Origin of the sequence: Hymenobacter setariae (genome assembly GCF_007713685.1) — a bacterium.
Taxonomy (GTDB): domain Bacteria; phylum Bacteroidota; class Bacteroidia; order Cytophagales; family Hymenobacteraceae; genus Hymenobacter; species Hymenobacter setariae.
Genome location: NZ_VMRJ01000002.1, coordinates 226,256 through 252,034, shown reverse-complemented (window position 1 = coordinate 252,034; position 25,779 = coordinate 226,256). Strand labels below are relative to the sequence as shown.

General features: G+C 57.8%; 24 protein-coding genes. 12 read left to right on the top strand and 12 right to left on the bottom strand.

Annotated features, from left to right (window positions below):
- Nucleotides 1–108 precede the first annotated feature (108 nt).
- From FNT36_RS07585 to FNT36_RS07575, 3 genes are all read right to left on the bottom strand, one after another.
- The gene (locus FNT36_RS07585) at nt 109–1,428 is read right to left on the bottom strand and encodes a M20/M25/M40 family metallo-hydrolase (protein ID WP_144846067.1); all 1,320 of its coding nucleotides are present in this window, start codon (nt 1,426–1,428) and stop codon (nt 109–111) included.
- A 16-nt stretch (nt 1,429–1,444) separates the two neighbouring features.
- Nucleotides 1,445–2,110: a hypothetical protein gene (locus tag FNT36_RS07580; RefSeq protein WP_144846065.1), complete on the bottom strand. Its 666-nt coding sequence runs from the start codon at nt 2,108–2,110 to the stop codon at nt 1,445–1,447.
- A 114-nt stretch (nt 2,111–2,224) separates the two neighbouring features.
- On the bottom strand, nt 2,225–5,668 hold the full coding sequence (locus FNT36_RS07575) for a pyruvate carboxylase (RefSeq protein ID WP_144846063.1): 3,444 nt from the start codon (nt 5,666–5,668) through the stop codon (nt 2,225–2,227).
- Nucleotides 5,669–5,820: 152 nt separating this feature from the next.
- Here FNT36_RS07575 and panD point away from each other — a divergent pair, with 152 nt between their 5' ends.
- The 7 genes from panD (at nt 5,821) to FNT36_RS07540 (ending at nt 11,591) form a co-directional block, all read left to right on the top strand.
- Nucleotides 5,821–6,168 (top strand): aspartate 1-decarboxylase, encoded by a 348-nt coding sequence (panD, locus tag FNT36_RS07570; RefSeq protein ID WP_144846061.1) that lies wholly within the window; start codon nt 5,821–5,823, stop codon nt 6,166–6,168.
- A gap of 88 nt (nt 6,169–6,256) precedes the next feature.
- Nucleotides 6,257–7,303 carry a lysylphosphatidylglycerol synthase transmembrane domain-containing protein gene (locus FNT36_RS07565; protein WP_144846059.1) on the top strand — a complete coding sequence of 349 codons (1,047 nt, stop codon included), beginning with the start codon at nt 6,257–6,259 and terminating at the stop codon, nt 7,301–7,303.
- Nucleotides 7,304–7,387: 84 nt separating this feature from the next.
- The gene (locus FNT36_RS07560; protein WP_144846057.1) at nt 7,388–7,945 is read left to right on the top strand and encodes a hypothetical protein; all 558 of its coding nucleotides are present in this window, start codon (nt 7,388–7,390) and stop codon (nt 7,943–7,945) included.
- Nucleotides 7,946–7,970: 25 nt separating this feature from the next.
- Nucleotides 7,971–8,441, top strand: a complete 471-nt coding sequence (rfaE2, locus tag FNT36_RS07555; RefSeq protein WP_144846055.1) for a D-glycero-beta-D-manno-heptose 1-phosphate adenylyltransferase — start codon at nt 7,971–7,973, stop codon at nt 8,439–8,441.
- 73 nt (nt 8,442–8,514) lie between these two features.
- On the top strand, nt 8,515–9,192 hold the full coding sequence (locus FNT36_RS07550; protein ID WP_233635757.1) for a zinc metallopeptidase: 678 nt from the start codon (nt 8,515–8,517) through the stop codon (nt 9,190–9,192).
- Between the two features lie 149 nt (nt 9,193–9,341).
- Nucleotides 9,342–10,505, top strand: a complete 1,164-nt coding sequence (locus FNT36_RS07545; RefSeq protein WP_144846053.1) for an acyl-CoA dehydrogenase — start codon at nt 9,342–9,344, stop codon at nt 10,503–10,505.
- A gap of 159 nt (nt 10,506–10,664) precedes the next feature.
- Nucleotides 10,665–11,591, top strand: a complete 927-nt coding sequence (locus FNT36_RS07540; protein WP_144846051.1) for a helix-turn-helix domain-containing protein — start codon at nt 10,665–10,667, stop codon at nt 11,589–11,591.
- Between the two features lie 122 nt (nt 11,592–11,713).
- On the opposite strand, the gene FNT36_RS07535 is transcribed toward FNT36_RS07540, so the two are convergent.
- The 3 genes from FNT36_RS07535 to FNT36_RS07525 form a co-directional block, all read right to left on the bottom strand.
- Nucleotides 11,714–12,526, bottom strand: a complete 813-nt coding sequence (locus FNT36_RS07535) for a geranylgeranylglyceryl/heptaprenylglyceryl phosphate synthase (protein WP_144846049.1) — start codon at nt 12,524–12,526, stop codon at nt 11,714–11,716.
- Complete coding sequence (locus FNT36_RS07530) at nt 12,465–13,532, bottom strand: hypothetical protein (RefSeq protein ID WP_144846047.1); 1,068 nt, start codon at nt 13,530–13,532, stop codon at nt 12,465–12,467. The genes FNT36_RS07535 and FNT36_RS07530 overlap by 62 nt, the downstream gene beginning before the upstream one ends.
- Nucleotides 13,533–13,631: 99 nt before the next feature.
- The gene (locus tag FNT36_RS07525; protein WP_144846045.1) at nt 13,632–14,012 is read right to left on the bottom strand and encodes a phage holin family protein; all 381 of its coding nucleotides are present in this window, start codon (nt 14,010–14,012) and stop codon (nt 13,632–13,634) included.
- A gap of 141 nt (nt 14,013–14,153) precedes the next feature.
- On the opposite strand from FNT36_RS07525, the gene FNT36_RS07520 reads away from it, so the two are divergent.
- The 3 genes from FNT36_RS07520 (at nt 14,154) to FNT36_RS07510 (ending at nt 16,606) form a co-directional block, all read left to right on the top strand.
- Nucleotides 14,154–15,320 carry a J domain-containing protein gene (locus FNT36_RS07520; RefSeq protein WP_144846043.1) on the top strand — a complete coding sequence of 389 codons (1,167 nt, stop codon included), beginning with the start codon at nt 14,154–14,156 and terminating at the stop codon, nt 15,318–15,320.
- Between the two features lie 79 nt (nt 15,321–15,399).
- Nucleotides 15,400–15,849 carry a lipocalin family protein gene (locus FNT36_RS07515; protein WP_144846041.1) on the top strand — a complete coding sequence of 150 codons (450 nt, stop codon included), beginning with the start codon at nt 15,400–15,402 and terminating at the stop codon, nt 15,847–15,849.
- Nucleotides 15,850–16,111: 262 nt separating this feature from the next.
- Complete coding sequence (locus FNT36_RS07510; protein ID WP_144846039.1) at nt 16,112–16,606, top strand: hypothetical protein; 495 nt, start codon at nt 16,112–16,114, stop codon at nt 16,604–16,606.
- A gap of 85 nt (nt 16,607–16,691) precedes the next feature.
- Here FNT36_RS07510 and FNT36_RS07505 read toward each other — a convergent pair whose 3' ends face one another.
- Nucleotides 16,692–17,678 carry a YpdA family putative bacillithiol disulfide reductase gene (locus FNT36_RS07505; protein ID WP_144846037.1) on the bottom strand — a complete coding sequence of 329 codons (987 nt, stop codon included), beginning with the start codon at nt 17,676–17,678 and terminating at the stop codon, nt 16,692–16,694.
- A gap of 151 nt (nt 17,679–17,829) precedes the next feature.
- Between FNT36_RS07505 and FNT36_RS07500 the strand changes: the two genes are divergently transcribed.
- Entirely contained in the window at nt 17,830–18,747 is a 918-nt protein-coding gene (locus tag FNT36_RS07500) for a class I SAM-dependent methyltransferase (RefSeq protein ID WP_144846035.1), read from the top strand.
- 17 nt (nt 18,748–18,764) lie between these two features.
- On the opposite strand, the gene FNT36_RS07495 is transcribed toward FNT36_RS07500, so the two are convergent.
- The 3 genes from FNT36_RS07495 to FNT36_RS07485 all read right to left on the bottom strand — a co-directional run bounded on the left by FNT36_RS07495 (nt 18,765) and on the right by FNT36_RS07485 (nt 20,389).
- Nucleotides 18,765–19,328, bottom strand: coding sequence for an SMI1/KNR4 family protein (locus FNT36_RS07495; protein ID WP_233635756.1), 564 nt, complete (start codon nt 19,326–19,328; stop codon nt 18,765–18,767).
- A 108-nt stretch (nt 19,329–19,436) separates the two neighbouring features.
- The gene (locus tag FNT36_RS07490) at nt 19,437–19,892 is read right to left on the bottom strand and encodes a DoxX family protein (RefSeq protein WP_144846031.1); all 456 of its coding nucleotides are present in this window, start codon (nt 19,890–19,892) and stop codon (nt 19,437–19,439) included.
- Between the two features lie 44 nt (nt 19,893–19,936).
- A complete protein-coding gene (locus FNT36_RS07485) occupies nt 19,937–20,389 on the bottom strand; it encodes a 3-oxoacyl-ACP synthase (protein WP_144846029.1) in 453 nt (150 codons plus the stop codon).
- Between the two features lie 102 nt (nt 20,390–20,491).
- On the opposite strand from FNT36_RS07485, the gene FNT36_RS07480 reads away from it, so the two are divergent.
- Nucleotides 20,492–21,226, top strand: coding sequence for an MIP/aquaporin family protein (locus tag FNT36_RS07480; RefSeq protein WP_144846027.1), 735 nt, complete (start codon nt 20,492–20,494; stop codon nt 21,224–21,226).
- A 17-nt stretch (nt 21,227–21,243) separates the two neighbouring features.
- Here FNT36_RS07480 and FNT36_RS07475 read toward each other — a convergent pair whose 3' ends face one another.
- Both FNT36_RS07475 and polA read right to left on the bottom strand, forming a co-directional pair.
- A complete protein-coding gene (locus FNT36_RS07475) occupies nt 21,244–22,647 on the bottom strand; it encodes a hypothetical protein (protein ID WP_144846025.1) in 1,404 nt (467 codons plus the stop codon).
- Between the two features lie 196 nt (nt 22,648–22,843).
- A complete protein-coding gene (gene polA, locus FNT36_RS07470; protein ID WP_144846023.1) occupies nt 22,844–25,738 on the bottom strand; it encodes a DNA polymerase I in 2,895 nt (964 codons plus the stop codon).
- Between the last annotated feature and the right edge of the window lie 41 nt (nt 25,739–25,779).

Below are 25,779 nucleotides of genomic sequence, written 5' to 3'. Positions count from 1 at the left end.
CGAGTAAACGCCTAAAAATGGATGGGGGCCGGAAGGTACAACCCCATCCGGCCCCGGTTACAATCTACAAACTTCACAGGCACCTTGCTTTAGTGCTAGGTGCCGCTGCTACTTGCCAGCCGGCTCAGGTGCCACGCGCGTGGGCGTTTGCTGCCCAGCTACAATGCCAGTGGCGCTGCGCGCAATAGCTGAAATAACGTTGGTCATATTCTTCACATCGAGGCTACTGACTTCGTCGTCGACGCTGTGGTAGAGCTTGTCGGTCGGAATCTGGTCGGTGCTGATGGTGTGGGCGGGCACGCCTAGCTGGGCCAGCGTGGCGTTGTCGGAGCGATAGAACAGGTTTTGCTCGGGGTATGGGTCGGGCTCAAACTTGAACTCAGTGCCTTGCAGATTGGCTTGCAGTAGCTTGCCAAAATCTGACTTGTCGTAGCCCGTGATGAAAGCCGTTTTGGGACCGAACTTGGCTTCCTTGCCTATCATCTCGATATTGAACATGGCTACTATCTCCTTCGGGTCGAGCTGCTTGGTGAAGTAGCGCGCGCCAAAGCCGCCTATTTCCTCGGCCGTGAAGGCCACAAAAATCAATGACCTAGCGTTGTCGTTGCGCTTTTTAAAGTATTCGGCCAAAGCCACCACCGCCGTGGTGCCGCTGGCATCGTCGTCGGCGCCGTTGGCGATGGAGTCACCGGCCACAGGCTTGATAATTCCTAGGTGGTCGTAGTGGCCCGAAAAAATGACTTTCTCCGGGGCCAGCTTGGCGTCGCGACCGGGCAGATAGCCCACCACGTTGCGCAAAGTCACGGCGTTGGTAGCGGCGCTGGCGGCCACTCGGAAGGTAGTGACTTTGGGCGTAGCTGCTTCAGCCAACACTAGCACGCTCGAGTAGGTGCTGCTAGTAGCTTCGCCGCGCAGCCTAGGCTTGCCAAATTGGCTCAGCATGGACTGAAAAGTAGCCGCTTGCGCGGGGTCAAATACGACGAGCGTGTTTTTGCTAGGCCGCAGAATCTCCCGGTAGTGCGCCTGCACTTTTTCTTCTGGCCCTAGCACCAACACCTGCACACTGTCGCGCTCTGTCCAGCTTAGCTGAGACTGTGTAGTGAGGGCAAAAGCCCGGCTAGCGGCTACCGGCGCGCCATTGAGCGTCACTTGCAGGCTGGTCACGCCCGACTGATAGGCCGGAAACTCCTGCATGAAGCTATTCTGGCCCGGCAGCGGCTGCAAGCCGATACGCTTGAACTCGCCGGCCAAGAACTCGGCCGCTTTCAGCTGGCCGGGCTGGCCAGTGGCGCGGCCCTGCATATCGTCGGCAGCTAGGGTGGTGAGCACGCGCTTCACCGTCGCGGCCGACACGGCCGTTTTGGTTTGGGCGGTGGCCGACAAAGTACTGGCTACCGCTAAGCAGCCCAGAAGCAAGGAAATACGCATTAAGAGTAATTAAAAACTAGCGCGTGGGCGCGGTAAGCAATGGGTCGATGGCTACCACGGCGGCAGCCATATCGGCTTCGCTGCCTAGGTTGCCCTTGCGGGCCTTAAGGGCAGCCAAGGCGGCCGGCTGGCCGGCAAGGGCCTGCTCGAGACTACCGCGCTTGAGGCGCATAGGCACAAAGCGGCCATCGGCCCAGCGCAGGTAGTAAGCAGTTTGGGCCTCCAGGGCATCAACGCTTGAGCTTGACGCATAGGCACTGCCTTGAGTAGCCTGCTTCACAATAGTTTTGCGCACAAACTTTAGTAGTTGTGCGTGGGTGCCATCAGCCAGTACTTCGCCGCAGCCACCGCCTACTTCGGTGGGCAGTGTGGGGGCCGGGTAGCACACAAAGCGCCGCGTGGCGAGCGTAAATTCTTTTACCTTCGTCACGGACACCGCTACTGAGTCGCCATTGGGCCGCTTGGCCCGCACCTCTTGGTTGTGCACGTCGTATTTGAGCGGGGCCTCTATCGGCTTGCTATTACCATTGAGCAGCAGTTGGCCAGGGGCCCAGGCCGGCATTAGGAATACACTGCCTTGCACGGATTCATTGGCTCGGGGGGCCATGAAGTAACCTAGGGCAAACCGGTCGTTGAGGGTGCCGCCGCGCGGGTCGGTGTGCAAATCACTAATCTGCGCCATTCCTACTAGTGGCAGTGCAAGGCAGGCAAGAACTAAAAGCGAGGTGCGCATGAGCTGGCTTCTTACTGGGTTTAGGTAATCTGCTACAAACTAGGGAATAATGGCGACAAGCTGCTAGGCCACCGTCAGCACCAGGTCATCGGCCAGCACGCGGGTGCCTTCGCCTAGGGTGATGGTACCTACCGTAAGGTCGTCGGGGGCAGTGATGGTGGTTTCCATCTTCATGGCTTCGATAACGAAGAGTGGCGTGTTTTTCGTGACCTGCTGGCCGGCTTCTACCAGCATTTTACTGAGCAGGCCTTGCAGCGGAGCGGCAATCTGCTTTGAATTGGCGCGGTCGGCCTTGGCGTTGTGCACGGTTTTCACTTCCACGCCCTGGTCGCGTATCTCCAGGTTACGCGTCTGGCCGTTGAGGGTGAAGAACATGGTGCGCATACCCTCAGCGTTGACTGGGCCGATGCTTTGCAAGCGGATAATAATCGACTTGCCCCGCGCTATTTCGATAATAGTTTCCTCGCCTTCCTTCAGGCCAAAAAAGAACACGGGCGTGGGCACGCGGCTCACGTCGCCGTAGCTCTTGCGAAATTCCCAGTAATCGGCAAACACCTTGGGATAGAGCAGGCTAGAAAGCAGGTCGGTAAACTGCGCGTAGGGGTGCGTTTTCTCAAATTCGGCCCACTCCTTCTCGAAGTCGATGGGCGCCAAATGCTCGCCCGGCCGCTCAGTAAAGGGCTTCTCGTCGCGCAGCACGGCGTGTTGAATGTCCGTGGGCCACCCGCCCTCGGGCTGGCCAATGTCGCCGCGCAGCAGCTCGCGCACCGACTCGGGGAAATTCAGCGTCGGGCCTTTCTCCAGCACGTCTTGCGGCGTCAAGTTATTAGACACCATAAATAGGGACAAGTCGCCGACCACCTTCGAGGAAGGCGTCACCTTCGGAATGTCGCCGAGCAGTTCATTGGCATCGTGGAAGCGCTGCTTCACTTCTCCAAACTTGTCAAGCAGCCCTAGGGCCGCCGCCTGGGGCCGCAGGTTGGAGTACTGCCCGCCCGGTATTTCGTGCTCGTAGACCTCGGCCGTACCGGCCAGCAGGCCGCTCTCGAAGGGATAATACTGCTCGCGCAACGCCTCGAAGTAGTCGCTGAATTGGTTGAGGCTGGTTTGGTCGAACTCGCGGTGGCGGGGCGAGTGGCGCAGCATCTCCACCACCGAGTTGAAGTTGGGCTGCGAGGTAAGGCCTGAGAGACCACCTAGGGCCACATCAATAACGTTTACGCCCGCTTCCACGGCCTTGAGGTAGGTGGCGGGCTGCAGGCTGCTGGTATCGTGGGTGTGCAGATGAATCGGAATTTTCACCGTTTCGCGCAGCGCGGGTATCAGCTCGGCGGCGGCGTAGGGCTTGAGCAAGCCGGCCATATCCTTGATGCAGAGAATGTGCGCACCCGCTTCCTCTAGTTGGCGCGCCAGCGTGAGGTAGTAGTCGAGGTTGTACTTGGGCCGGCTGGTATCCAGGATGTCGCCGGTGTAGCAGATGCTGCCTTCGGCCAGGCCGGGCGTTTGCTTGCGCACGTAGTTGATGCAGCCTTCCATGCCCTTCATCCAGTTCAAGGAGTCGAAGATGCGGAACAGGTCGATGCCTTTTTCGCTGGCCGTAGCTACAAATTTTTCCGTCAGATTATCCGGATACGCTTTGTAGCCCACCCCATTAGCCCCGCGTATCAGCATTTGCAACATGATGTTAGGCACCGCTGTGCGCAGCCGCGTGAGGCGAGCCCAGGGGTCTTCGTGCAAAAAGCGCAGGGCCACGTCGAAGGTCGCACCGCCCCACACCTCCATCGAGAACGTCTGCGGGTGCTGGCGGGCGTAGCGGTCGGCCACCTTCAGCATGTCGATGGTGCGCATGCGGGTAGCCAGCAGGCTCTGGTGGGCGTCGCGCAGCGTGGTGTCGGTGTAGTGGATGGCGGGCTCGGCGCGCAGCCACTTGGCAAACTCATCGGGGCCTAGGGCCAGCAGCTTCTGGCGGGTACCATCGGCGGGGGCCACGCTGAGGTCGGCGGCGGGCAGCGGAGGCTTGCGAATCTGGCGGCGCTCGTCCACGCGGCCGGCTACGTCGGGGTTGCCGTTCACGGTTATCTCCCCGATGAAATTGAGGGTGCGCGTGGCGCGGTCGAGCCGGGTCTTAAACTGCAGTAGTTCGGGGTGGTCCTTAATAAAGTCTACCGTGGCGTGGCCGGCTTGGAAGTCGGCATTGCGGACGATATTCTGCAAGAACTGCATGTTGGTTTTCACCCCGCGTACCCGAAACTCATCCAAGGTGCGCAGCATCTTCTGAGCCGCGCTGGCCAGCGTGGGCGCCTGGGTTGACACCTTCACTAGTAAAGAATCGAAGAACGGCGAAATAACCGCACCCTGGTACACCGAACCCTGGTCGAGCCGAATACCGAAGCCGCCCGCCGAGCGGTAGGCCACCACCGTGCCGTAGTCAGGCTTAAAGTCGTTGGTGGCGTCTTCGGTCGTGATGCGGCACTGCACGGCCACCCCCATGCGTGGCACCACCACATCGGGACCTAGGCCGATTTCGGGTGCTTCGAGCGGGAAGCCCGAGGCAATGAAGAGCTGGGTTTTAATCAAGTCCACGCCCGTTATCATCTCGGTCACGGTGTGCTCGACCTGGATGCGGGGGTTCACTTCGATGAAATAAATGCGGTCGAGTTCGGGGTTGACCAAGAACTCGACCGTGCCTACGTTATCGTAGCCCACGGCACGGCCAATCTGCAAGGCGTATTCGTAGAGCTTGCTGCGTAGCGACTCGGTTAGGTCTACGGCCGGGGCCACCTCTACCACCTTCTGGAAGCGGCGCTGCACCGAGCAGTCGCGCTCGTAGAGGTGCGTGAGGTGGCCGTGCTGGTCGCCCACCAGCTGCACCTCGATGTGCTTGGGCCGCTCCACAAACTTTTCCAGGAATACCGTATCGTCGCCAAAGGCGTTCTGCGCCTCGTTGCGAGCTTCGAAGAAGCCCTTAGCCAGCTGCTCGTCGTCGCGAATGACGCGCATGCCGCGGCCACCGCCGCCGCTGGCGGCTTTCAACATCACGGGGTAGCCGATGCGGTGGGCCTCGGCTAGGGCCACGTCGATGTCGGTCAGGTCTTGCTCCGAGCTTTCGATGAGCGGCACGCCGCACTTCAAGGCTACCTCTTTGGCGGCTACTTTGTCACCTAGGGCTTCCATCACCTCGGGGCGCGGGCCCACGAAGATGATGCCTTCCTCGCGGCAGCGCCGGGCCAGCGTAGCGTTTTCGCTCAGGAAGCCGTAGCCGGGGTGAATGGCGTTGGCGCCGTTTTCCTTGGCTACTTTAATTACGCCCTCAATATCGAGGTAGGGCCGCAGCGGCTCGTCGTCGCGCCCAATCTGGTAGGCCTCGTCGGCCTTGTAGCGGTGCAGCGAATACCGGTCTTCGTAGGTGTAGAGGGCTACCGTGGGAATGCCGAGTTCGGAAGCGGCGCGAAACACGCGAATGGCAATTTCTCCCCGATTGGCGACGAGCAGCTTGGTGATTTTCATACGACTGAAAGAGAGCTAGGCAGCAGGTTGGGCGGCTAAGCTACGCAGTACCCCCCTGTCCGTCCTACACATCCTGCGCCCGGCCTCGGCAGCCGCTACAGAGGATAGACGCCTGAGACTGGTATCTTTGAGGGCTATTTTATCCTGCTTTTATGCACATCGAAGTTCTTAAATCCAAGATTCACCGCGTTAAGGTTACCCAGGCCGAGCTGCACTATGTAGGCAGCATCACCATCGACGAAGACCTGCTTGACGCCGCCAATATGGTTGAAAACGAGAAGGTAACGGTGGTGAATGTCAACAACGGCGAGCGCCTCGAAACCTACACCATCCGGGGCGAGCGTGGCACGGGTACCATCTGCCTCAATGGTCCCGCCGCCCGCCGCGTGGCCGTGGGCGATGTGATTATCGTGTTTTCTTACGCGCTGGTTGATTTTAAAGAGGCCCGCGACCACAAGCCGACCGTCATTTTTCCCGACCAGCACAATCGCCTTTCTTGAGCTGCTAGCTCCTAGCTGTTAGCTACTAGCTTTTTCTATACGGAGAGGCTAGTAGCTAACAGCCAATAGTTAACCGCTAGAAAACCTCATGAAGCACCTTCTTACTGTCCTTAAGTACGCGTTGCTGCTCAGCATCTCGGGGGCGCTGATGTGGTACGCGGTGCGCGGCCAAGACTTATCGCGCATCGGGCACTACATCCGCACAGCCAATTACTTCTGGCTGAGCCTTTCGCTCATACTTTCGGCCCTAGGGTACTTCAGCCGCGCCTACCGCTGGCAAATGCAGCTCGACGCTTCGCAGAACCCTGCCCCCTACTGGAAAGTGTACCACGCTATGATGGTGGGCTACCTCGCCAACCTAGTGCTGCCGCGTGCGGGCGAGGTCATCCGGTGCTCGGTGCTGCGGCGCACCAGCGGCGTACCGGTGCAAGTAGCCCTAGGTACCGTCGTGACCGAGCGCGTAATCGACGTGATAATGCTGCTGCTTTTGCTAAGCAGCACGCTGCTGCTCGACTTTAAAACGTTCTGGGGCTTCTTCAATGATGAGTTGCTAGGTGGCAAGGCCGACACCATCGCCCGCAACCCCACGCCGCTGGTGGTGGCAGCCATTGTGGGGCTAGGGCTATTGGCCAGCGTGGGCTACGCCCTCTTCCGCAATCTGGAGAAGCTGCGGCAGAACGCGCTCTTTAACAAAGGTATCGTGTTTGTGAAGGGCCTGTTGGCGGGCGTTTTCAGTGTGCTTAAGCTCAAGAAGAAGGGGCTTTTCTTACTCCACACGTTCTTTACCTGGCTGGTATACTACCTACTCGACTACCTAGCTTTCTTCTGCTTTCCCGAAACCTACGGCCTCGACATGCGCGCTGGGCTGGCAGTACTCACTTTCGGCGCGTTTGGCATGGCCGCACCGGTAGCGGGTGGCATCGGGCCCTTTCACGTGCTAGTACAGGGCATCTTGCTGGTGTACGGCATCAGCAAAGAGGCCGGCATTGCCTACGCGCTGGTGGTACACGGCGCCCAAACCTTGCTGGTGGTGCTAATGGGTGGCATCAGCTTCGTAGCCGTGGCTGCGGCCGACAAAGGCAATGTGGTGGACGAAGCCGAGGCCCTAGCCCACGAGCCGCTTACTACGGAGTAGTACGATTAGCTAGCTGCATCCTATTGACCGGCGCTGCGTTAGGTTTGGAGTCAATCGTACTCACTGCTTAACCCACCTGCCACTATGCAGTTTTTTAGTCACCCGGCCTTCTTCGTCGTTTTGCTGGTAGCCTTTGTAGGGATACTGTTTTACGTGCGCACGTACCAAGGCCGAAAAAGGGGCGCCTCCTTCCCTAGCCTGTTTGACACGCCGCCCCCGCAGCCCAACGTAGCGCTTAGTCGCCGGAACCTAGAAGGCATTGGCACAATTGAGGTGCCCAGCGGTCCAGAGTGGGAGCGTGAAGGCAATGAGTTTTATAACCCGGCGCTGGGTATGTCCATTATTATTCAAAACCAGATTAACGGGTTTAGCGGCCGCGAGCAGGCCTACCTCGACAGCTATAATGAGGTCAACCTACGCGACGCCCCCAACTGGGAGCGCGGCCCCGAGCAGCTTGGCCAAATAGCCGGCCATGTAGCCGCCCGCACCAGCGGCCGCTTCCATAATGGCACGGCCATGCTTACGCGCGACTACATTTTCTTCGCCCCCTTCACGACCGTATTTTTCCAGTCGCGGGTGCCCGCCGAGCATGCCGATGCGCTAGCGCTTACCGACTACCTAGCTTCTACCTTTCGCCGCTAGCAGCGGCCTTCTTTAGTCTGCTTTCATGACTGCCGATAAAATCCTCACCCCCGAGCAGCTGCCTGCCGCCCTCGCCACTTGGCGCGCCGCTGGCGAGCGCATTGTGTTCACCAATGGCTGCTTCGATTTGCTGCACCTAGGGCACGTTGATTACTTAGAAAAGGCCCGCGCCCTTGGCGACCGCCTGGTGGTGGGCCTGAATACCGATGCCTCGGTAAGCGCTCTCAAGCCCGGCCGGCCGCTGCAAGACCAGACCTCGCGGGCCCGCATTATGGCCGCACTGGCCTTCGTCGATGCCGTGGTGCTGTTTGGTGAGCCCACGCCGCTTCAGCTCATCGAGCTGGTGCAGCCCGACATCCTAGTGAAGGGCGACGACTACGCGATTGACGGAATTGTGGGGCACGAATTGGTGTTAAATAGAGGCGGGCAAGTTCTGACCGTGCCGCTGGTAGCCGGCTATAGTACCTCGAGTATTGTGGCTAAAGCACGCGGCTAGGTTGTGCGTCTACCTAGGGGCAACCGCTGCCGGAGGCTAGCCGTTTAACTAGCTACTTCATCTTTTCTTCATTATGTACCTGCTTCTGATTTTAATAATGGTTGCCAGCGCTGCGGTGCAGTGGCGACTGCGCAGCAAGTTCAAAGAGTATGGCCAGGTGGGCTTGCGTGCCAACCTGAGTGGCCGCGAAGTGGCTGCTAAAATGCTCGCCGACCACGGCATCTACGATGTGCAGATTACCAGCACCGACGGTAGCCTTACCGACCACTACGACCCTACCAATAAAACCGTGAACCTTAGCGCCGACGTGTACAACGAGCGCTCGGTAGCGGCCGCTGCCGTGGCTGCCCACGAGTGCGGCCACGCCGTGCAGCACGCCCAGGCGTATAGCTTCTTGAAGTTCCGCTCGGCTATGGTACCGGCGCTGTCGGCTGTGTCGAAGTTTATGCCCTTCATTTTGCTGGCGGGTATCTTCATGATACGCACCAGTGTTATTCCCCTAGGTATCGGCATTGCGCTGTTTGCGCTCACTACGCTGTTCTCGTTCGTCACGCTGCCTGTCGAGTTCGACGCGTCGAGCCGTGCACTAGCCTGGATGGACCGTAGCGGGGTGGTAACGACCCAGGAGCACGCCGGAGCCAAAGACGCGCTCCGGTGGGCTGCTATGACCTATGTGGTAGCCGCGCTCAGCTCGCTGGCTACGCTGCTCTACTACGTCAGCATTTTCCTGGGCGGTAGCCGCCGCAACTAAAGCAGCCTTATCTGCTTAGCAATGAACTAAAAAGTCGTCATGCCAGTATTCGGCATGACGACTTTTTTTCGGCCCACATGCACCCTAGGCCGTATTTTCGTGTCTCTTTTTCACTCTATTCTACCCCCTGGCTTCGGCCCCCACCCCGTATGATAACCACCACTGCCCCCACCTCACCCTTTCAGCTCACCGAAGAGCAGCTAGCGGTACGCGACGCGGCCCGCGACTTTGCCCAGAGCGAGCTATGGGCTGGCGTCATTGAGCGCGACGAGCACCAGAAATTTCCGACCGAGCAAATCAAGAAGATGGGCGAGCTCGGCTTCATGGGCATGATGGTGAGCCCTGAGTACGGCGGCTCGGGCCTCGACACCGTGAGCTACGTGCTGGCCATGGAGGAAATCTCCAAAGTCGATGCCTCGTGCTCGGTTATCATGTCAGTCAACAACTCGCTAGTGTGCTGGGGCCTCGAGAAGTATGGCACCGAGGAGCAGAAGCAGAAGTACCTGCCGCGCCTGTGCTCGGGCGAAATCATTGGTGCCTTTGCCCTTTCTGAGCCAGAGGCGGGCTCCGACGCTACCAGCCAGCGCACCACCGCTGAGGACATGGGCGACTACTACCTCCTGAACGGTACCAAGAACTGGATTACTAACGGTACTACCGCCTCGGTATACCTCGTTATTGCCCAAACCAACCCCGAGCTAAAGTCACGCGGCATCAACGTGCTGATTGTAGACAAGGACATGCCCGGCTTTCAGCAAGGGCCTAAGGAAAACAAGCTCGGTATTCGGGGCTCCGATACCTGCTCGCTGCTCTTCACCGACGTGAAGGTGCCTAAAGAGAACCGCATCGGTGAGGACGGCTTCGGCTTCAAGTTTGCCATGCAGGTGCTGGCAGGCGGGCGCATCGGCATTGCGGCGCAGGCCCTAGGCATTGCTTCAGGCTCGCTGGAGCTCAGCATCAAGTATGCTAAGGAGCGCAAGGCATTTGGGGTAGAAATTGCCAAGCACCAAGCCATTCAGTTCAAGCTGGCCGACATGGCTACCAATGTGGAGGCGGCTCGCCTGCTATGCTTGAAAGCTGCTGCTGATAAAGACAATGGCGCCGACTACGCCAAGAGCGGCGCTATGGCTAAACTCTTCGCTTCCAAGACGGCCATGGACGCTTCGGTTGAGGCTGTCCAAATTCACGGCGGCTACGGCTTTGTGAAGGAGTACCACGTAGAACGCTTCATGCGCGACGCCAAAATCACGCAGATTTACGAGGGCACTTCTGAGATTCAGAAAATTGTGATATCGCGGGAAATCCTCAAATAGGGCCTTTGCAGGCCTCGTTTTCAAGCATTTTGCACAAAACCCAGGCTTTTTGGCCTGGGTTTTTATTTTTACTGAATTTTTCCATGCTTTATTGGATTATTAAGTCGTAACTTTCGGCACTTTTAACACCCATTATACCCAAGAGCTACTCATTAACTTATGGAAGATTACAATAAAGTCATCGAATCACTAGGGGTCCGCTACATAAAGGCCAAGAATTTGGTACTACGGCAAGGCTTTACGGCCCGCAACGTATATGACGTGGGTAATAATATTATTTTACTGCACCGGGGCCAAATTCGCTTCGGTGAGGATGAGCAAGTTGTAGAAGAAGGCGAACTGCTATTTGTGCCGGGCGGCCGCGCCACCCGTATCGGCTACGGCGCCGGAGCTAGCAGCCGCGTTATTTCTAACGATGACCTGATTACAAACAAGGACCGGTTCTTCTCATCGAATGACAATCTTGACCTGATTGGCGATGCGGAAGAAAGCCACAGCTTCGTAGCCTTCGAGGCCAAGGTGTTCGATTCGGTTAACTTTTTCTCGTCTCTCGACGTGCCGGCCTTTGTTATCAAAGGCAATTCTAAGCTGGCTAACCTCATCATCAAAGTTGTTGAAGAAACGCTACAAGATTTGCCGGGTCGCGAACGGCTAGTAAGCATCTACACCGAAAACATCGTGGTAGAAGTGGTGCGCTACATTCTGCGCAACAACCTGTTTGTGGAGCAGCTTGCCACCAACAGCACCTACTTCAAAGACCCGCGCCTCATCGACCTGTTCAACTTCATTAAGGAGAACCTGAGCGGCGACCTTTCTAACAAGGTGCTTGCCGGCGTAGCTGGTGTAAGCGAGGACTATGTAGGCCAGTACTTTAAGATGCTGACCAATATCAACCCGCAGGACTACATTGAGTACCAGCGCATGGAGCGCGCGGTGTCGCTGCTGCGTACCACCAAGAAAAGTATTCGTGATATCGGCCGCGAGGTGGGCTACAAAGACACGGCTTATTTCTGCCGCCGCTTCAAGATGATGTTCGGCATCCCGGCTGGTAAGATGCGCCGCCGTGAGTCGGCCATGAACATCTAATTGCCTGAACTACGGATTTATCAGGTTTTCCCGGATGAATCAGATTTTATAGGTTCTTATAACAACAAAGGCTGCCCTAGGGCAGCCTTTGTTGTTATAAGAACCTAAGCTGAAGCTATAACTCAACTAACCTCTACTAGGCCGCGCCCAGCCTCGCGGGTTGCGGCAACAGCTTCGGCCAAGAAGTCGGGAGCCCGCTCGATGTGGTTGCCGACTACTACTAGGTCGGCGCCGGCACCTAGGGCGGTGTAAATCTTCTCGCCGGTGTTTAGCCCACCGCCCACGATGAGGGGCACCTCCACGGCTTCGCGCACGGCGCGTATCATGGCGGCCGATACGGGGTGCTGGGCTCCGCTGCCCCCATCGAGGTACATTAGGCGGAGGCCTAGCTGCTCGCCAGCCATGGCAGTGGCCGCTGCAATGCTCGGCTTATCGTGTGGCAAGGGCATGGTACCACTGATGTACGATGCCGTAGTAGGCCGGCCGCTGTCAACCAACATGTAGCCGGTAGGTAGCAACTGCAAGCCGCTCTGGCGCAAGCGCGGCGCAGCTACCACGTGTTGCCCAATAAGAAAATCAGGATTGCGCCCCGAAATGAGCGAGAGCAGCAAAATACCGTCGGCAGCGGAGTCTACGTGCAGCGCGTGGCTCGGAAACAAGATAACGGGCACCTGTGGCGCTTCCGCTTTCAATAACGCAATGAGGGCAGCCTGGTGCTCAGTAAGCACTAGGCTGCCCCCAACGAGGAAAAAATCAACCGGATGTTGCCGGGTCAGGTGCAGCAGATGGCGCAGGCTATCGGCGGCAAAATCATCGGGGTCGAGCAGTACGGCTAAGGCTTTGCGCCTACGTAGCCGCAGCCCGGCCAGCGTGTCAAGCAAGCGGCTCGCGGGGAGTGTTGGTGTTGGCGTCGTGATGGGCGGCAGCAGAGGCATCCTGAGCGGCAGTAGTAGCAGGCCAAACAGCGGGCGAAGCGCCTGCCAAGGCCGATGAATGTGCAAGGTCGGCATTTTTGCCGGCTTTGTCTTCATTACGCGGCAGAATATCCTTCACCTTGCTACTCACGAAGGCTAGGGCCATGGCCGCTGCCTGCGCTACTAGTACTTTACCGGTTTCGCTTTGGGCGAAGGCCATTACGGCCGGTATCAGCCACGGCTTCTTCGGTTCAGCAGCCTTATCTACAGTGGGTTGCGCAGGCTTTTCTTCGTCTCCTGGCTCGGCAAAGCTGTTCGACTCGGGCAGGCGGCGGCTATCATCGTATGGGCGTGCTTGGTAGGAGTTGGCAGAAGCAAACGAGTGGGCCGGCTCAGTGTCTTCTTGGTCGTAGTCGCCGTGGTCCTCGTCGGTGTGGTATACCCCACTATCAGAGTTATACATGCCCGTGTCGGCGTGGCTACCATACGTGGTGTCCGTGTCCGTCAAGTCTTCGCTGTATGCATCAGCGCCGTGCTGCGGGCTAGAGTGGGCCGGGAAGTCAGGGTAGTCGCTCAGGCCGTTGTCATCGGCCTCGCTGTCCTCGTCTTCGTCTTGGAAGTAGTCAGCTCGGCTACCTTCTTGGTAAAAGCCGTCTTCCTCGGCATAGCGGTTGGCATGGTCGTAGGCATACTCAGGCGAGTGGTAGGCCGTGGCCAAGGAGTCTAGCTCTTGGTCATGGTCATCATCGTCGTAGCCTTCGTAGCCATCAAAGCCGGCATAATCTTCAAAAGAAGAATCACGCTTATGCTTCTTGTGCTTTTTCTTGGCTTTGCTGCCACTGAAGGCTTTCACTAGCAGCCACACGCCGCCCGCAATGCCAGCGCCTACGAGCGCTACTTTGCCAGCGTGAATGGTTTGCTCTTTTATTTCTTCGACATCACCGCGCAAAGCCCGTTCATACTCGAGCTTTTTGCGCTCCAGAAATTCCTTTTCGTCTTCAAACAGCGGGTTGTTCGGCTCAGCCATAATAGGTGTTGGTTGCTAAGTAGAGGAGAGAAACGTGGGGGCAGGTGCCCTAGGTGGGCTGGGCGTAGCAGGGTGCCGCGGCACCGCCAGCTGAGCAAATTACTTCGCTGCGTCGCGCTTATCCGATTTATAAATGGTGTTATTGAGCAGCTTATCTGCTACACCCTGAAATACTTTTTTATCGACGCCCACAAAGAAAAGGACTGCCAATACTAGGTACAGCGCCGCTACCAGCCCAAAGCCGGCCGACGGGCTATCAAGTGCTTGGTTTAGAGCTAGGCCCAGGTAAATGGAGCCAAACACGATAAATAGTATACCTAGGAAGGCTAGGGCTACGCCGTGTACGGTGCTCACAAACACACCCTTAACCTTCTCCTGAGTTTCGAGGCGCACGATGTCGATGCGCGTGTCGAGGTAGCCGGTGAGGTTGCTGATGAGGCTATCGTTACGCGGCGTTTTGTCGTCGGTCAGGGTCGCCATAAAGAGGAATTGTTTAGCTAGAAGTTGCGGTTAAGAAGCAGGCGCCGTGGGCAACAGCCCGCTCACCTAGGGCGTTCTTTACGCAAAACTTGCGGCCGGGGCTAACTTTTGTCCCCGGCTTTTCTTTAATTTTTTCGGGACGTGAGTCAAAATCATTACCAAGTGCTAGGGGTGCCCGCAACGGCTTCGGCCGAAGTTATCAAGCAGGCCTACCGGCGCTTAGCCAACCAGCTGCACCCCGACAAGCACGGCGGCGACCCACGCCACGAAGAGCAATTCAAGGCCGTAGCCGCTGCCTACCGGGTACTGTCTGACCCCGGCCGCCGCGCTCAGTACGACCTTCAACTCCAGCAAGCTGCCCAGTACGCCGACAACCAGCGCCGCGCCGCGGCTGAAGCTGCCGCTAGCGGCCCCTCGGTGTACCATATGCCCCCGCCTATGGCCACGCGCCCGCTACGCACCCGCCCCCCGGCGGGCAGCCGCGAGCGCCACTACCAGCAGCGCACGCCCCGCCAGCAAGTGCGCTTCAACCGCCAGGATTTCTGGTTGGTAGCGGCCATTACGGGGCTCATTTTTTTGTTTGGTATTTCGGCCAAAGTGGTGATGGACCGCGTGGCGGCGGGCGTCAACTACGACGATGCCCGCAAAGCCTTTGCCCAAGGCCAGTGGAGCACTGCCTACAGCTACCTCGACCAAGCCATTGCCTTTCGCGAGGACTATACTTCGGCCCTGCGCCTACGAGGCCAGCTCGCCGAAGATATCAACCACGACTACGCCACAGCCCGGGCCGACTACCAAGCGGCGCTGCTAGCCAGCGCCGACGGCACCGACCCGCTGCCTACTCCCGAAACCGCTCGGGTGCTTTACCGCCTAGGTCGCTGCCAAGTGGTGCTGCACCAGCCCACCGAAGCCGAGCGCAGCTATTCGCAGGCCCTGCGCCTCGATACCACGCTGGCCGAGGCGTACTTGGCCCGCGGTGAAAACCGCCTGCTCGACCTGCGCCGCCCCCGCCCTGCTCTGGCCGACCTTCGCCAGGGCCACCGCCAATACCAGCGCCTAGGCCGCGCCGTGCCGCTATCCTACCTGCAGGCCGAAGGCGCGGCTCTAGCCCACCTAGGGCGCTACGCCGATGCCCGCACCACCTATTTTCAGGCGCTAGAGAGCAAACCCGAAGATGGCCGCACGCTGTTTTTGCTAGGCCGGCTGGCGCAGCAGATGGGAGACTCGGCGAGTGGGTGTGCGTTTTTTCAGCGTGGCGCCGTGGCAGGGTATGGGTATGCGGTGCAGGCAGCTAGCGCTTGCCAGTAGTCGGTATGCTTCTGTAGGTGAGCATGAATGTGTGGTATGGGTGTAGCTTGCGTGCTCATTCTACTCATTCTCTCTTGTTATGAAAAAAGCTTGCCTCCTTTTCCTTGGGATAGCTGCCCTAGGCGCTTGTAAAAAAGACGGAGAAAGCACTCCTGCTCCTTCGCGTACCGACTTGCTCACGGCTAAAAGCTGGCGCCTCACCACTATCAATGCTACGCTCAATGGCAGTCCTCTTCCGAGTAGCTTGATACCAGCTTGCTATAACGACGATTTATTTAAGTTCAACGCCGACAAAACGGTAGTGCAGGATGCCGGGGCTAATAAGTGCAACAGCACTGACCCGCAGACCCAAAGCGGCACTTGGTCCTTCAACACCGACCAAAGCAAGCTTACCATTTCTGTACAAGGGAGCCTACTCAACGGCGAAGCTGATGTAAAGGAGTTGACCTCAAGCACTCTACGCATTAGTGCCACGCCAACTATCAGTGGCTTTCCTATTAGTGTTGACGCTACCTTCGCTCCTAACTAGAAGGCACAGCCTCATCCCGCTTAGGGTGCTACCCTACCGCCCGTGCAACCTATTTCCAAGCGCCAGAGAGGAAGCCCAAAGATGGCCGCACGCTGCTTTTGCTGGGCTGGCGCAGCAAAAGCAGCGTGCGGCGAGTGGGTGCACACTTTTCAGCGCGGGGTTGTGGTGGGGCAGGCCCTATCTATCTGCAAAACTTCGAGATTCCGGAGTTGGCCCAATGCTTGCCTAGCGTTTCGCTTCACCTGACACTCATTCTTTCTACATGAAAAAAATCTTCTTTCTGCTAAGCATTACCGCGCTGTCGCTGAGCGCATGCAAAAAAGACAGTGAGCCGCTGCCTACTACCGATGTACGCACGAGCCTGTTGCTAGCTCACGACTGGAAACTTGCTGCACAAAGCGTTACTTACCACCGCGAAGGCAGCAACGCAGTAGTACAGGAGGTATACAGCTCCATCCAACCTTGCTCGCAGGACGACGTGACAAAATTCAACGCCGATAAGACCATTGCCTACGGCGAGGGTGCCACGGCGTGCCCTAAGTATGGCGAGATGGCCCCTGTGGAACCCGGCTCCTGGTATTTCAACGACGACCAGACTACGCTTTACATCAACCAACACCAACTGCGCGATGCCGACGAGGCCTACCAAGTGCTCGTGCTAACGGAGCAAACCCTGCAAATCCGCCACGTTTATACGTACCGCATGAACAATCGCGATTACACAGGCACAGAAGACTATACCTACACCGCTTTGTAGCAGCGCCTTATCAAGCAAAAAAACCGGCCGATGCGTGTGCATCGACCGGTTTTTTTGCTTGATAAGGCGCTGCTAGTTGTTGTGGCTAGGCATTTACTGGCGCGTTTGCCAGTGCCGCCGCAATAAGCTGCGCGTGGTGGCGCCCATTCTCGATAAACCAGCGGCTAGTAGCTAGGCCGCCACATACTGTACCGGCCGCGTACACGCCGGGGCGCGCCGTTTCGTGCGTGGCGGGGTCGAAAAGAATGGGCCGCGCGGGGTCGTTTTCATCTAGGGGCAGGGCCAGCATATCCACCAGCAGCGAGTAGTCGGGGCGGTAGCCGGTGAGGGCGTACACGTAGTCGGCCGGTACCGAGCGCGGGCCCTCGGGAGTGACAATTTCTACCGTGTGCGGTGTGATGGCCGTGATAGTAGTGTTGAAGTACGCTGTGATGCGGCCTTCCTTGATGCGGTTGATTAAGTCGGGCCGAATCCAATATTTCACGCTTTCCGACACCTCGGCGCCGCGCACTACCAGCGTCACGCGGGCACCCGAGCGCACTAGCGATAGAGCAGCTTTGGCCGACGAATTCTTGGCGCCCACTACTACCACGTCTTGGCCGGCGTGGGCATAGGGCTCTTTATAATAATGGTTTACGTGCGGCAAGTCCTCGCCCGGAATACCCATGGGATTGGGCACGTCGAAGAAGCCGGTGGCTACTACTACGGTGCGGGTTGCTATTTCGCCCTTCGTCGTTTCGACTACAAAGTCGCCGGCTTGGCCACGCAGGCCCGTCACACGCTCGTAGAGGCGCAGGCTCAGCTTTTCGGAAGCCGCTACGCGCTGGTAATAATCGAGGGCGTCTTCGCGGTGGGGCTTGTAGGAAGCCATTGGGAAAGGGTAGCCGCCGATTTCGAGCAGCTCGGGCGTGGAGAAAAACTCCATGTTGGTGGGGTAGCCCACAATAGAATTGACAAGCGCACCCTTGTCCACTACCGTCACGCTGAAGCCCTGGCGCTGAATTTCGAGCGCGCAGGCCAGGCCCACGGGGCCGGCCCCAATTACAACGGCATCTAGCTTTTCAGTTATCATCGAACAATTATTCAGTTAGCAGTTAGCTACTCAACCAACGGCTTGCCGCGGAGTTGGGTTCTGCTGCTGAACTTTACAAGTAAAATCAGTCGCAATTATCGCCTAGGTGCCTATTTGCTAACTGCTGCTTGCTGACTGATACCTGAATAAAATGCGTCATTGCGATTTGTGCGGAGCCACGAGCTTCGAGCCCCTCCCCTTCTACTATCTCTTTGACGGCCAGCGCCTGCAAGGCACCCGCTGTACTGCTTGCGACCTCGCTTTTCTGGACCCGCAGCCCACGCCTGCCCAGCTCGAAAAGCTGTATGGCAAGGAATATTTTACGGACCGCCCCAACTACGACCGCACCGAGAAGGACAAGACGTTCATTGAAGAAGGCAAGAACCTAGACCTGAGCAAGGTAAAAGAAGACAAGTTCACGACCTACATGCAGCGGCACTATCCCGGCCGCAAGTTTCGGTACTTAGAGGTGGGCTGCGGCCCTGGCTACACCCTCAAAAGCCTGCAAAGCCTGGGGTGGGAAACGTCGGGCCTTGAAATATCGGCCCACGCTGCCGACTACGCCCGCCGCGAGCTAGGCCTGCCCGTGGTGACCGGCAACATCGAAACCACCGAGGACTTTCACGAAAATCAATTTGACCTGGCCTACCTAGGCGATGTGCTAGAGCACCTACTGTCGCCAGCAGCGGCGATTCGCAAGTTTGGCCACATCCTGAGTCCCGGCGGGTTGCTGGTGCTGGCACTGCCCAGCGTGACCAACCTGCCCAGTATGCGCTTGGGTTTTGCGGCCTACAAGGCCCTAGGGCGCCAGCGCCGCATGGATATTCCGCCTTATCACCTTTACGAGTTTACGCCCAATACCATCCGCAAGATGCTAGCCAAGAACGGCTTTTCGGTGGTCGATTTGCTGAACCCGGTGAAGGCGCCGGCCAACATCCGCCTAGGTGGCAACTTGGTGGAGCAGGCCACTAAGCTTGGCACGCAGTACCCCACGTATTGGCTCAATAAGCTAACCGGGCAGTTTGGCGACCGCATGTTTGTGGTAGCCAAAAATGAGAAGGCAGCGTAGCACCCGTGCGTAAGCGCTCAGAGCTTCTGCGTTCTGAGCGCGTAATCTATCCCTTTGCCACGCAGGTACTGAGTAGCTAGTTGGTGCGCGTGCGCTTCCTCTATGCCATCGCCAAGCAGCGCTTCGAGCTGCATTATTTCGAATAGCAGGTACTGATTGAAATCAGTAAATACCTTAGCCTTCTGCACCGGGTCGTGGGAGAAAAGATAAAGCTCACCCGTAGTTTGGTCGAAGCACAACGGGTCGTTGCCAGGGCTTTCGGCGAACCAAACCATGTTGGCTACCTCTGCCGGCGTGAAATAGAGGCTAACGAGCTCGAAGCCAGCCGAGGCGAGTGGCGCTAGCGCTGCCACTGGCGAGAGGCCATACATGAAATCTGCGCTTTGGCTACCGCCAAAAGCCAAGTAGTAGGCGCGCATGCTCGAGGGCAGTTCGGCGCCTAGGTTGGCTTCGCAGGCGGCCAGCTGCTGCTGCGCTACGCTCGTGCTAGCAATGTCGTAGCCCTCTAAATACTGGCGCAGCTTCATCTCCCAAGCCGGCTCACCGATGGCAGTGAGCGGAAATTCAAATTGCTTTTCCATTGCCATAAAGCAATTATTTAACAATATCCGGCATAGGCTAGCAGTGGCGACCAGCTTAGTAGTTGCGCCTCGCTAGCAGTTTGCTTGAGATAATGGCTATGCAGCCAGTTACTTATTCGCCAATTTGCGCCAGGACTTCCACGCTCCAGTTGACCATAAGGCCACGCCTACCAGCACAGGCTGCCCAAATAGCCGAGCTAAGCGCTTGCCATCGGTATCGAGGTTAAACGCAGAAATATGATGCGTGTACTGGTGGATATTGCCCGGAAAAATAGCCACATAGAAAGCGGCCAGCCCGAGGCCCATGCGCACCCGGTTTTTACCTTTCAGAAACAAAAGGGCTAGCCCTAGGCCGATTTCGACCACGCCCGAGAGCAGCACTACCGTGTCTTTATCCATAGGCACAAAGTCGGGCACCTGTGCCTGAAAATCTTGGCGCACAAACGTGAGGTGGCCGGTACCAGCGGCTACCATAAAGCTGCCGAGCAGGCAGCGAGCTACATCTTGCAGCGGGGTATTTTTGGTGGCGGGCAGCTGCGCGAGTTGGTGAAGATTACGTTGCATAGCCTTGCATACGGCCTGCTGCTGGCCAGGGTGGCAGCTGGGCACTAGCTCACGGCTTGCACTTGCACGGGCTTGCCATTAAACACGACTGTTTCGCCGGCGCGCTTACCGCTCAAGGCCGCCATTATCGGCGCGCTAGCCGACACCGCCAGAAACTCTCGCCCCTCGGCCGTGCGCAGCCGCCCAGCCCCCACACTGACGTAGAATAGCCCTAGGCTAGTGGCCGCCAGCGCCCCTAGGCGCACCGTATCGGTGGCCAGCTCGGGATTGATTTTTTGTAGCTCGGCGAGCTGCTGCTGGGCTTCGTGCAACTGGGCGGCGTGGCGGTCGCGCTCTTGCTGAGCCATCTCGCGGCCGGTTTCGTATTTGTCGCCAGCGCTGCTTTTGGTGTCGGAGTTCGATGACTCTTGGGCGGCCTGCATTTCGGCGCGGGCTACGGCCATGCGCTGGGCCAAGAAAGCCTGGCAAGCGGCGTAGAAAGAAGATTTCGCAAACATCGGGGGCTAAGTTAGAGCGCCGAAACAAAGAACCGGCGGCGCCGCACACACGCGCCGCTAAGCCACCCGGCTGGGTCCCACCCTACTTTCTACCCTTTTTAGATGACTCCTTTCACCGCCGAGCTAGTGGGCACCGCCCTGCTCATGCTCACGGGCACTGCTACCAATGCCAACGTAGTGCTAGTCGATACCAAAGGCCACAACAGCGGCTGGCTGGTCATCGCTACCGGCTGGGCCTTGGCTGTGTATGTAAGCGTGGTGGTAGCCAACCCCTACAGCGGCGCTCACCTCAACCCAGCCGTAACGCTAGGTTTGGCGCTGGCCGGCAAGTTTGCCTGGGCCAAGGTATTGCCATATGTTCTGGCCCAGCTGCTGGGCGCCGCCCTAGGGTCGTCGCTGGCGTGGCTGCTGTTCAAAGACCACTTCGACCGCACCCCCACGCCGCTGCTCAAGTTGGCCGTGTTTTGCACCGGCCCGGCCATCCGCAACCACAAGCTGAACCTTCTTAGCGAGCTAATAGGCACTCTCGTCTTGGTGCTGGTAGTACTCTATAATGGCCAGGCCGGTGCCGAACTCACCGCTACGCACGCAGCTATCGGGCTGGGTTCGGTGGGCGCGCTGCCGGTGGCACTACTGGTTTGGATTATCGGCCTAGGGCTGGGCGGCACCACTGGCTATGCCATTAATCCCGCCCGCGACTTCATGCCACGCCTGATGCATGCACTGCTACCCATCCGAGGCAAGGGCGGCAGCGAGTGGTCCTACGCCTGGATTCCGGTGGTGGGGCCACTGCTGGGAGCGGCGCTGGCAGCTGGTCTTTTTGGGTGGCTGGGATAGCTAAGCACATTACCTTACTACAATGGCTGATGCTTTTTCATCTTGGTTAGCTCTTGCTCGTACTGCTGAGAGCTCATGCCTTCGGGCGCGGCGTGGGCTACAGCTTGCTGCTGCATAGCCTCCGCCTCGGCAAAGAATCGGAGCCGATAGAGCAGGTGGGCTAGTGTGTCGTAGTAAGCGGCACGCGGGGTTAGGTCTACCGTGCGCTTGCTCCACTGCACTGCCCGCGATAAGTAATCACGGTTGCGCGTGCCCGTCAGGTATACGTTCCAAGCGCCCGTATTTAGCTCATTCACAAAATCGGGAGCAGGGCCGCCACGTCTTATAGTGGTAGCTATCATAGTGGGGCTGCCGGCCGGTAGGCCGGGCGGGCGCCCCCCATTAGCCAACAGGCGCTGCCGGCTGGCCGCTTGCGCTTGCTGTTGCGCTTCGTAGGCGGTAAGGGCTTTCCGAGCCGAATCGGTAGAGATATTCATGTAATACCGCTCATAATACCAGGAAGACTGCCTTAAGTAATTGGTTGTGTCCTTGGTAAGCCGGTAGAAGTCAAGCATATTATTTTCATAAGCTCGCATGCCACGCTGAGGGTTGTTCGTCCAAGTACTACGCGCAAAATTTGCCCCTTCCTGCGCCATATTTTGGTTGCGGGTGGCAATGGCCTGGCTCATGGTACGCGCAATCATGCGGTTGTTCATAGCTTGGCGCTGCGCTAGCGGTAGCACACGGTATAAGCTGTCAATCAGCTTACTGTTGAGGTGAGATAAGCGAAAGGCCCGGCTACCCACCACGGGGCCCAGCTCTAGAATAAACTGCACATCGGCTGCCCGGTCGAACGCCTTGGCGGGCAATTGGTCAGCATAGCTATCAAGCAGAGCTGGCTCTACTACCTGCCCTAGTTGCTGGCGCTTGGCTAGGTACTGCCGCAAAAAACCAGCGTCGCGGTTGCCCCGCTCGTACTCGGCCTGGTAGTAGCTCAAGTTGTGCGGGTCGGCCAGCGCTTGGCGAGCCGCGGCAATGTCTTTCAAATAAGGCTCCGCACTAGAGGCATTGCCAAAGCGCCGGTATAGCAGCGTGCCATCGGGCGCAAAGTAGAGGTAAGTAGGATACGAAGTAATAGTATACTGCCTCACCAAAGGAGTTCCTTCGCGCGAGTTAAACCCTACTTCCTTTACCAAGAAGTCTTGGTTAAGAGCCGTCACTACTTCTGGCTCATGCAGGCCCGATTGACTCCGCGATTTTTGCATCACCTTCGGCAAATTGGCGGGCGGTGGCGGCGGGGCCACTACTACTAGTAAAGGCCTTTGTTGTTGCCGAGCTTGGGCCTGTACCTGGCGTAGCGAATCGGGAGCTAGGTGCAGCTGTTGGGCCTGCGCAGTAGCCAACGTGGCCACCGCACTTATCAGAAGTAGAATAGTTTTCATAGCAGTACGCAAATATGGTAAGACCCACTTCGTATCAATGAAGGTGGGCAAGCGATACCGCAGGAGTGGCTACCCTGCTTATGCGGTGTTGCACTCCTTTTTTCGATGAATAGCAACAAAAACCGGCCAAACAGCGCAATACTATTTGACCGGTCTCTACTGCTACTAAAGCGTTATTTTTTTATGGCTTGCTCGACTAGTGCGCCTTCAGCCAGTTGTCCCCAGTGCCGACTTCTACCTCTAGCGGCACGCCGTGGGGCAATAGCAGGGCAGTAGTCATCAACTCGCGGATTTTGGGCGTCACGTAGTCTACTTCTTCTTTCACGGCATCGAACACGAGTTCGTCGTGCACTTGCAGTATCATTTTGGTACCTAGGCGCTCTTTTTCAAGCCAGTCGTGGATATTAATCATCGCCTTCTTGATGATATCAGCGGCCGTGCCCTGGATGGGGGCGTTGATGGCGTTACGCTCGGTGTAGCCGCGTAGTGTGGCGTTGCGCGAGTTGATGTCGCGCAGGTAGCGGCGGCGCTTGAGCAGCGTTTCGGCGTATTCGAGTTCGCGGGCGCGGTTGATGCTGTCATCCATGAACTGCTTTACCGACGGGAACTCCTGGAAATACGTGTCGATGATATCGGTTGCTTCCTTGCGGCTGATGCCAATGCGCTGGGCCAGGCCAAAGGCCGAGATGCCGTAGATGATACCAAAGTTCACCGTCTTGGCCTTGCGCCGCATCTCACCATCAACCTCTTCCAAGGGCACGTGAAACACCTTGCTAGCGGTGCTACGGTGCACATCTTGACCTAGGCGGAAGGCTTCTATCATCGTAGCATCGCCCGAGAAGTCGGCCATGATACGCAGCTCCACCTGCGAGTAGTCGGCCGCCAGCAAAATGTGGTTTTCATCGCGAGACACAAAGGCCTTGCGAATTTCGCGGCCCTTCTCGGTGCGAATCGGAATATTCTGTAGGTTGGGATTGGTCGAAGACAAACGCCCGGTGGCCGTCACAGCCTGGTTGAACGTGGTATGCACGCGGCCATCGGTGCACACCAACTGGGGCAAGGCCTCGACATAAGTGCTGCGCAGCTTGGTGAGCTGGCGATACTCCAGGATGAGGCCCGCAATGGGGTAATCGCCGGCCAGCTGGCTCAGAATTTCTTCGCCAGTAGCGTATTGGCCGGTCTTGGTTTTCTTGATTTTGCCGGCGCCAACCTGCATCTTGTCAAATAAGACTTCGCCGAGCTGCTTGGGCGAGCCAATGTTGAACTCCTGCCCAGCTTCCTTGAAAATCTGGGTTTCAAGCTCCTGCACGTAGCCTTGCAGCTCGGCCGAGTACTCATTCATGGCGTTTGAGTCGATACGCACGCCCGCGTGTTCGACATCGGCGAGCACCGGCACCAGCGGGTTTTCGACGTCGTTGAGCAGGCCCAGCAGCCCTAGGTCCTTCAGCATGGGCTCGAACACGTGGCGCAGCTGCAAGGTCACGTCGGCGTCTTCGCAAGCGTAGTCTTTTACGCGGGCCGGCTCCAAGTCAGCCATCGTCTTTTGGTTCTTACCCTTGGGCCCGATGAGGTCCGTGATGGGCACCGGCGAGTAATGCAGATAGGTCTCGGCCAGCACGTCCATGTTGTGGCGCATGTCGGGCTCGATGAGGTAGTGCGCCAGCATGGTGTCGAAGAACGGCCCGGCTATCCGCACGTTGTAATTCTTCAGTATCAGCAAGTCATACTTGATGTTTTGTCCGATTTTCAGAATGTTTGTATTCTCAAAGAAGGGGCAAAACTCGTCTACAATAGCCTGGCTGGCCTCCGCATCGTCGCTGGGCACGGGCACATAGTACGCCTCGCCCGCTACGTAACTGAACGACAGGCCCACTAGCCGCGCCGTCATCGTATTCAGGCCCGTGGTTTCAGTGTCGAAACTCACTTCTTTTTGCTGCAACAAGAAGCCTAAGAGCGACTTGCGCAGCTCAGGCGTATCGACCAAGTGGTAATGGTGCGGCACGTCTTCCAGCGTCTTGGTGGGGCCGTCGTAGTATTCGCCGGGCGCGTCGGGCCCTAGGTCACCGTTTTCGGCCGCGTTGATGACAGCCGCGCTGCCCTCGCCGAAGAGCGAGCCCTGGCCGGCGGGCGCGGCCACTTTGGGCCGGCGGGCACCGCGGCCCACGGGCGCGGCCGGGGTGCGGCTAGTGCTGCCTGCTCCGCCTTCGCCCAGCACGCGGGCGGCAAGCTGGCGAAACTCCAATTCCTCGAACAGCGCCCGCAGCCGCGTAGCATCGGGCGCATCCATGATGAGTTTATCGGCTTCAAACTCAATGGGCACGTTCACGTGTATCGTAGCTAACTCCTTGCTTAGCAGGCCCTGCTCGGCAAAGTTGCGCACGTTTTCCTGCTGCTTGCCCTTGAGCTTATCGGAGTTGGCAATCAGGTTTTCGACCGAGCCAAACTGCTTGATGAGCGCCTTAGCCGTCTTCTCGCCGATGCCGGGAATACCGGGGATATTATCGCTCGCATCGCCTTGCAAGCCTAGAATATCGATTACTTGCTCGGTGCGCTCAATCTCGAAGCGCTCTAGCACGTGCTGCACGTCGAGCACTTCGGCCGCGTTGCCCATGAAGGCGGGGCGGTAAATCTTGATGTGCTCGGTCACGAGCTGGCAGTAGTCTTTGTCAGGCGTCATCATAAACACCTCAAAGCCTTCTTTTTCGGCCTTTTGGGCCAGGGTGCCAATCACGTCGTCGGCCTCATAGCCGGGCATCAGCAAAATCGGGATATGAAACCCCTCGATAATCTGCTTGATGTACGGGATGGCGATGCCAATGTCCTCGGGCATAGCCTGGCGGTTGGCCTTGTAGTTTTCGTCCTTGTCATGCCGGAAGGTCTTGCCCGAGTCGAAGCACACGCCTAGGTGGGTCGGCTTCTCTTTGAGCAGCACCTCCACCAGCGTGTTTGTGAAGCCCAGGATGGCCCCGGTGTTCATGCCCTTAGAGTTGACCCTAGGGTTCTTGGCAAAGGCAAAGTGCGAGCGATAGATGAGGGCAAAAGCATCGAGCAGGAACAGCTTTTTGGCGGGGGTAGCAGCGGTATCAGACATGGTGGGGCAAAGTACGGGCGAGGCGAGCAGAGCGCGAGTAA

Excerpts from the sequence above, each read along its gene's own strand:
- FNT36_RS07585 (WP_144846067.1), bottom strand. The coding sequence starts at position 1,428 with ATGCGTATTTCCTTGCTTCTGGGCTGCTTAGCGGTAGCCAGTACTTTG.
- FNT36_RS07580 (WP_144846065.1), bottom strand. The coding sequence starts at position 2,110 with ATGGCGCAGATTAGTGATTTGCACACCGACCCGCGCGGCGGCACCCTC.
- FNT36_RS07575 (WP_144846063.1), bottom strand. The coding sequence starts at position 5,668 with ATGAAAATCACCAAGCTGCTCGTCGCCAATCGGGGAGAAATTGCCATT.
- panD (WP_144846061.1), top strand. The coding sequence starts at position 5,821 with ATGCACATCGAAGTTCTTAAATCCAAGATTCACCGCGTTAAGGTTACC.
- FNT36_RS07565 (WP_144846059.1), top strand. The coding sequence starts at position 6,257 with ATGAAGCACCTTCTTACTGTCCTTAAGTACGCGTTGCTGCTCAGCATC.
- FNT36_RS07560 (WP_144846057.1), top strand. The coding sequence starts at position 7,388 with ATGCAGTTTTTTAGTCACCCGGCCTTCTTCGTCGTTTTGCTGGTAGCC.
- rfaE2 (WP_144846055.1), top strand. The coding sequence starts at position 7,971 with ATGACTGCCGATAAAATCCTCACCCCCGAGCAGCTGCCTGCCGCCCTC.
- FNT36_RS07550 (WP_233635757.1), top strand. The coding sequence starts at position 8,515 with ATGTACCTGCTTCTGATTTTAATAATGGTTGCCAGCGCTGCGGTGCAG.
- FNT36_RS07545 (WP_144846053.1), top strand. The coding sequence starts at position 9,342 with ATGATAACCACCACTGCCCCCACCTCACCCTTTCAGCTCACCGAAGAG.
- FNT36_RS07540 (WP_144846051.1), top strand. The coding sequence starts at position 10,665 with ATGGAAGATTACAATAAAGTCATCGAATCACTAGGGGTCCGCTACATA.
- FNT36_RS07535 (WP_144846049.1), bottom strand. The coding sequence starts at position 12,526 with ATGCCTCTGCTGCCGCCCATCACGACGCCAACACCAACACTCCCCGCG.
- FNT36_RS07530 (WP_144846047.1), bottom strand. The coding sequence starts at position 13,532 with ATGGCTGAGCCGAACAACCCGCTGTTTGAAGACGAAAAGGAATTTCTG.
- FNT36_RS07525 (WP_144846045.1), bottom strand. The coding sequence starts at position 14,012 with ATGGCGACCCTGACCGACGACAAAACGCCGCGTAACGATAGCCTCATC.
- FNT36_RS07515 (WP_144846041.1), top strand. The coding sequence starts at position 15,400 with ATGAAAAAAGCTTGCCTCCTTTTCCTTGGGATAGCTGCCCTAGGCGCT.
- FNT36_RS07510 (WP_144846039.1), top strand. The coding sequence starts at position 16,112 with ATGAAAAAAATCTTCTTTCTGCTAAGCATTACCGCGCTGTCGCTGAGC.
- FNT36_RS07505 (WP_144846037.1), bottom strand. The coding sequence starts at position 17,678 with ATGATAACTGAAAAGCTAGATGCCGTTGTAATTGGGGCCGGCCCCGTG.
- FNT36_RS07500 (WP_144846035.1), top strand. The coding sequence starts at position 17,830 with ATGCGTCATTGCGATTTGTGCGGAGCCACGAGCTTCGAGCCCCTCCCC.
- FNT36_RS07495 (WP_233635756.1), bottom strand. The coding sequence starts at position 19,328 with ATGGAAAAGCAATTTGAATTTCCGCTCACTGCCATCGGTGAGCCGGCT.
- FNT36_RS07490 (WP_144846031.1), bottom strand. The coding sequence starts at position 19,892 with ATGCAACGTAATCTTCACCAACTCGCGCAGCTGCCCGCCACCAAAAAT.
- FNT36_RS07485 (WP_144846029.1), bottom strand. The coding sequence starts at position 20,389 with ATGTTTGCGAAATCTTCTTTCTACGCCGCTTGCCAGGCTTTCTTGGCC.
- FNT36_RS07480 (WP_144846027.1), top strand. The coding sequence starts at position 20,492 with ATGACTCCTTTCACCGCCGAGCTAGTGGGCACCGCCCTGCTCATGCTC.
- FNT36_RS07475 (WP_144846025.1), bottom strand. The coding sequence starts at position 22,647 with ATGAAAACTATTCTACTTCTGATAAGTGCGGTGGCCACGTTGGCTACT.
- polA (WP_144846023.1), bottom strand. The coding sequence starts at position 25,738 with ATGTCTGATACCGCTGCTACCCCCGCCAAAAAGCTGTTCCTGCTCGAT.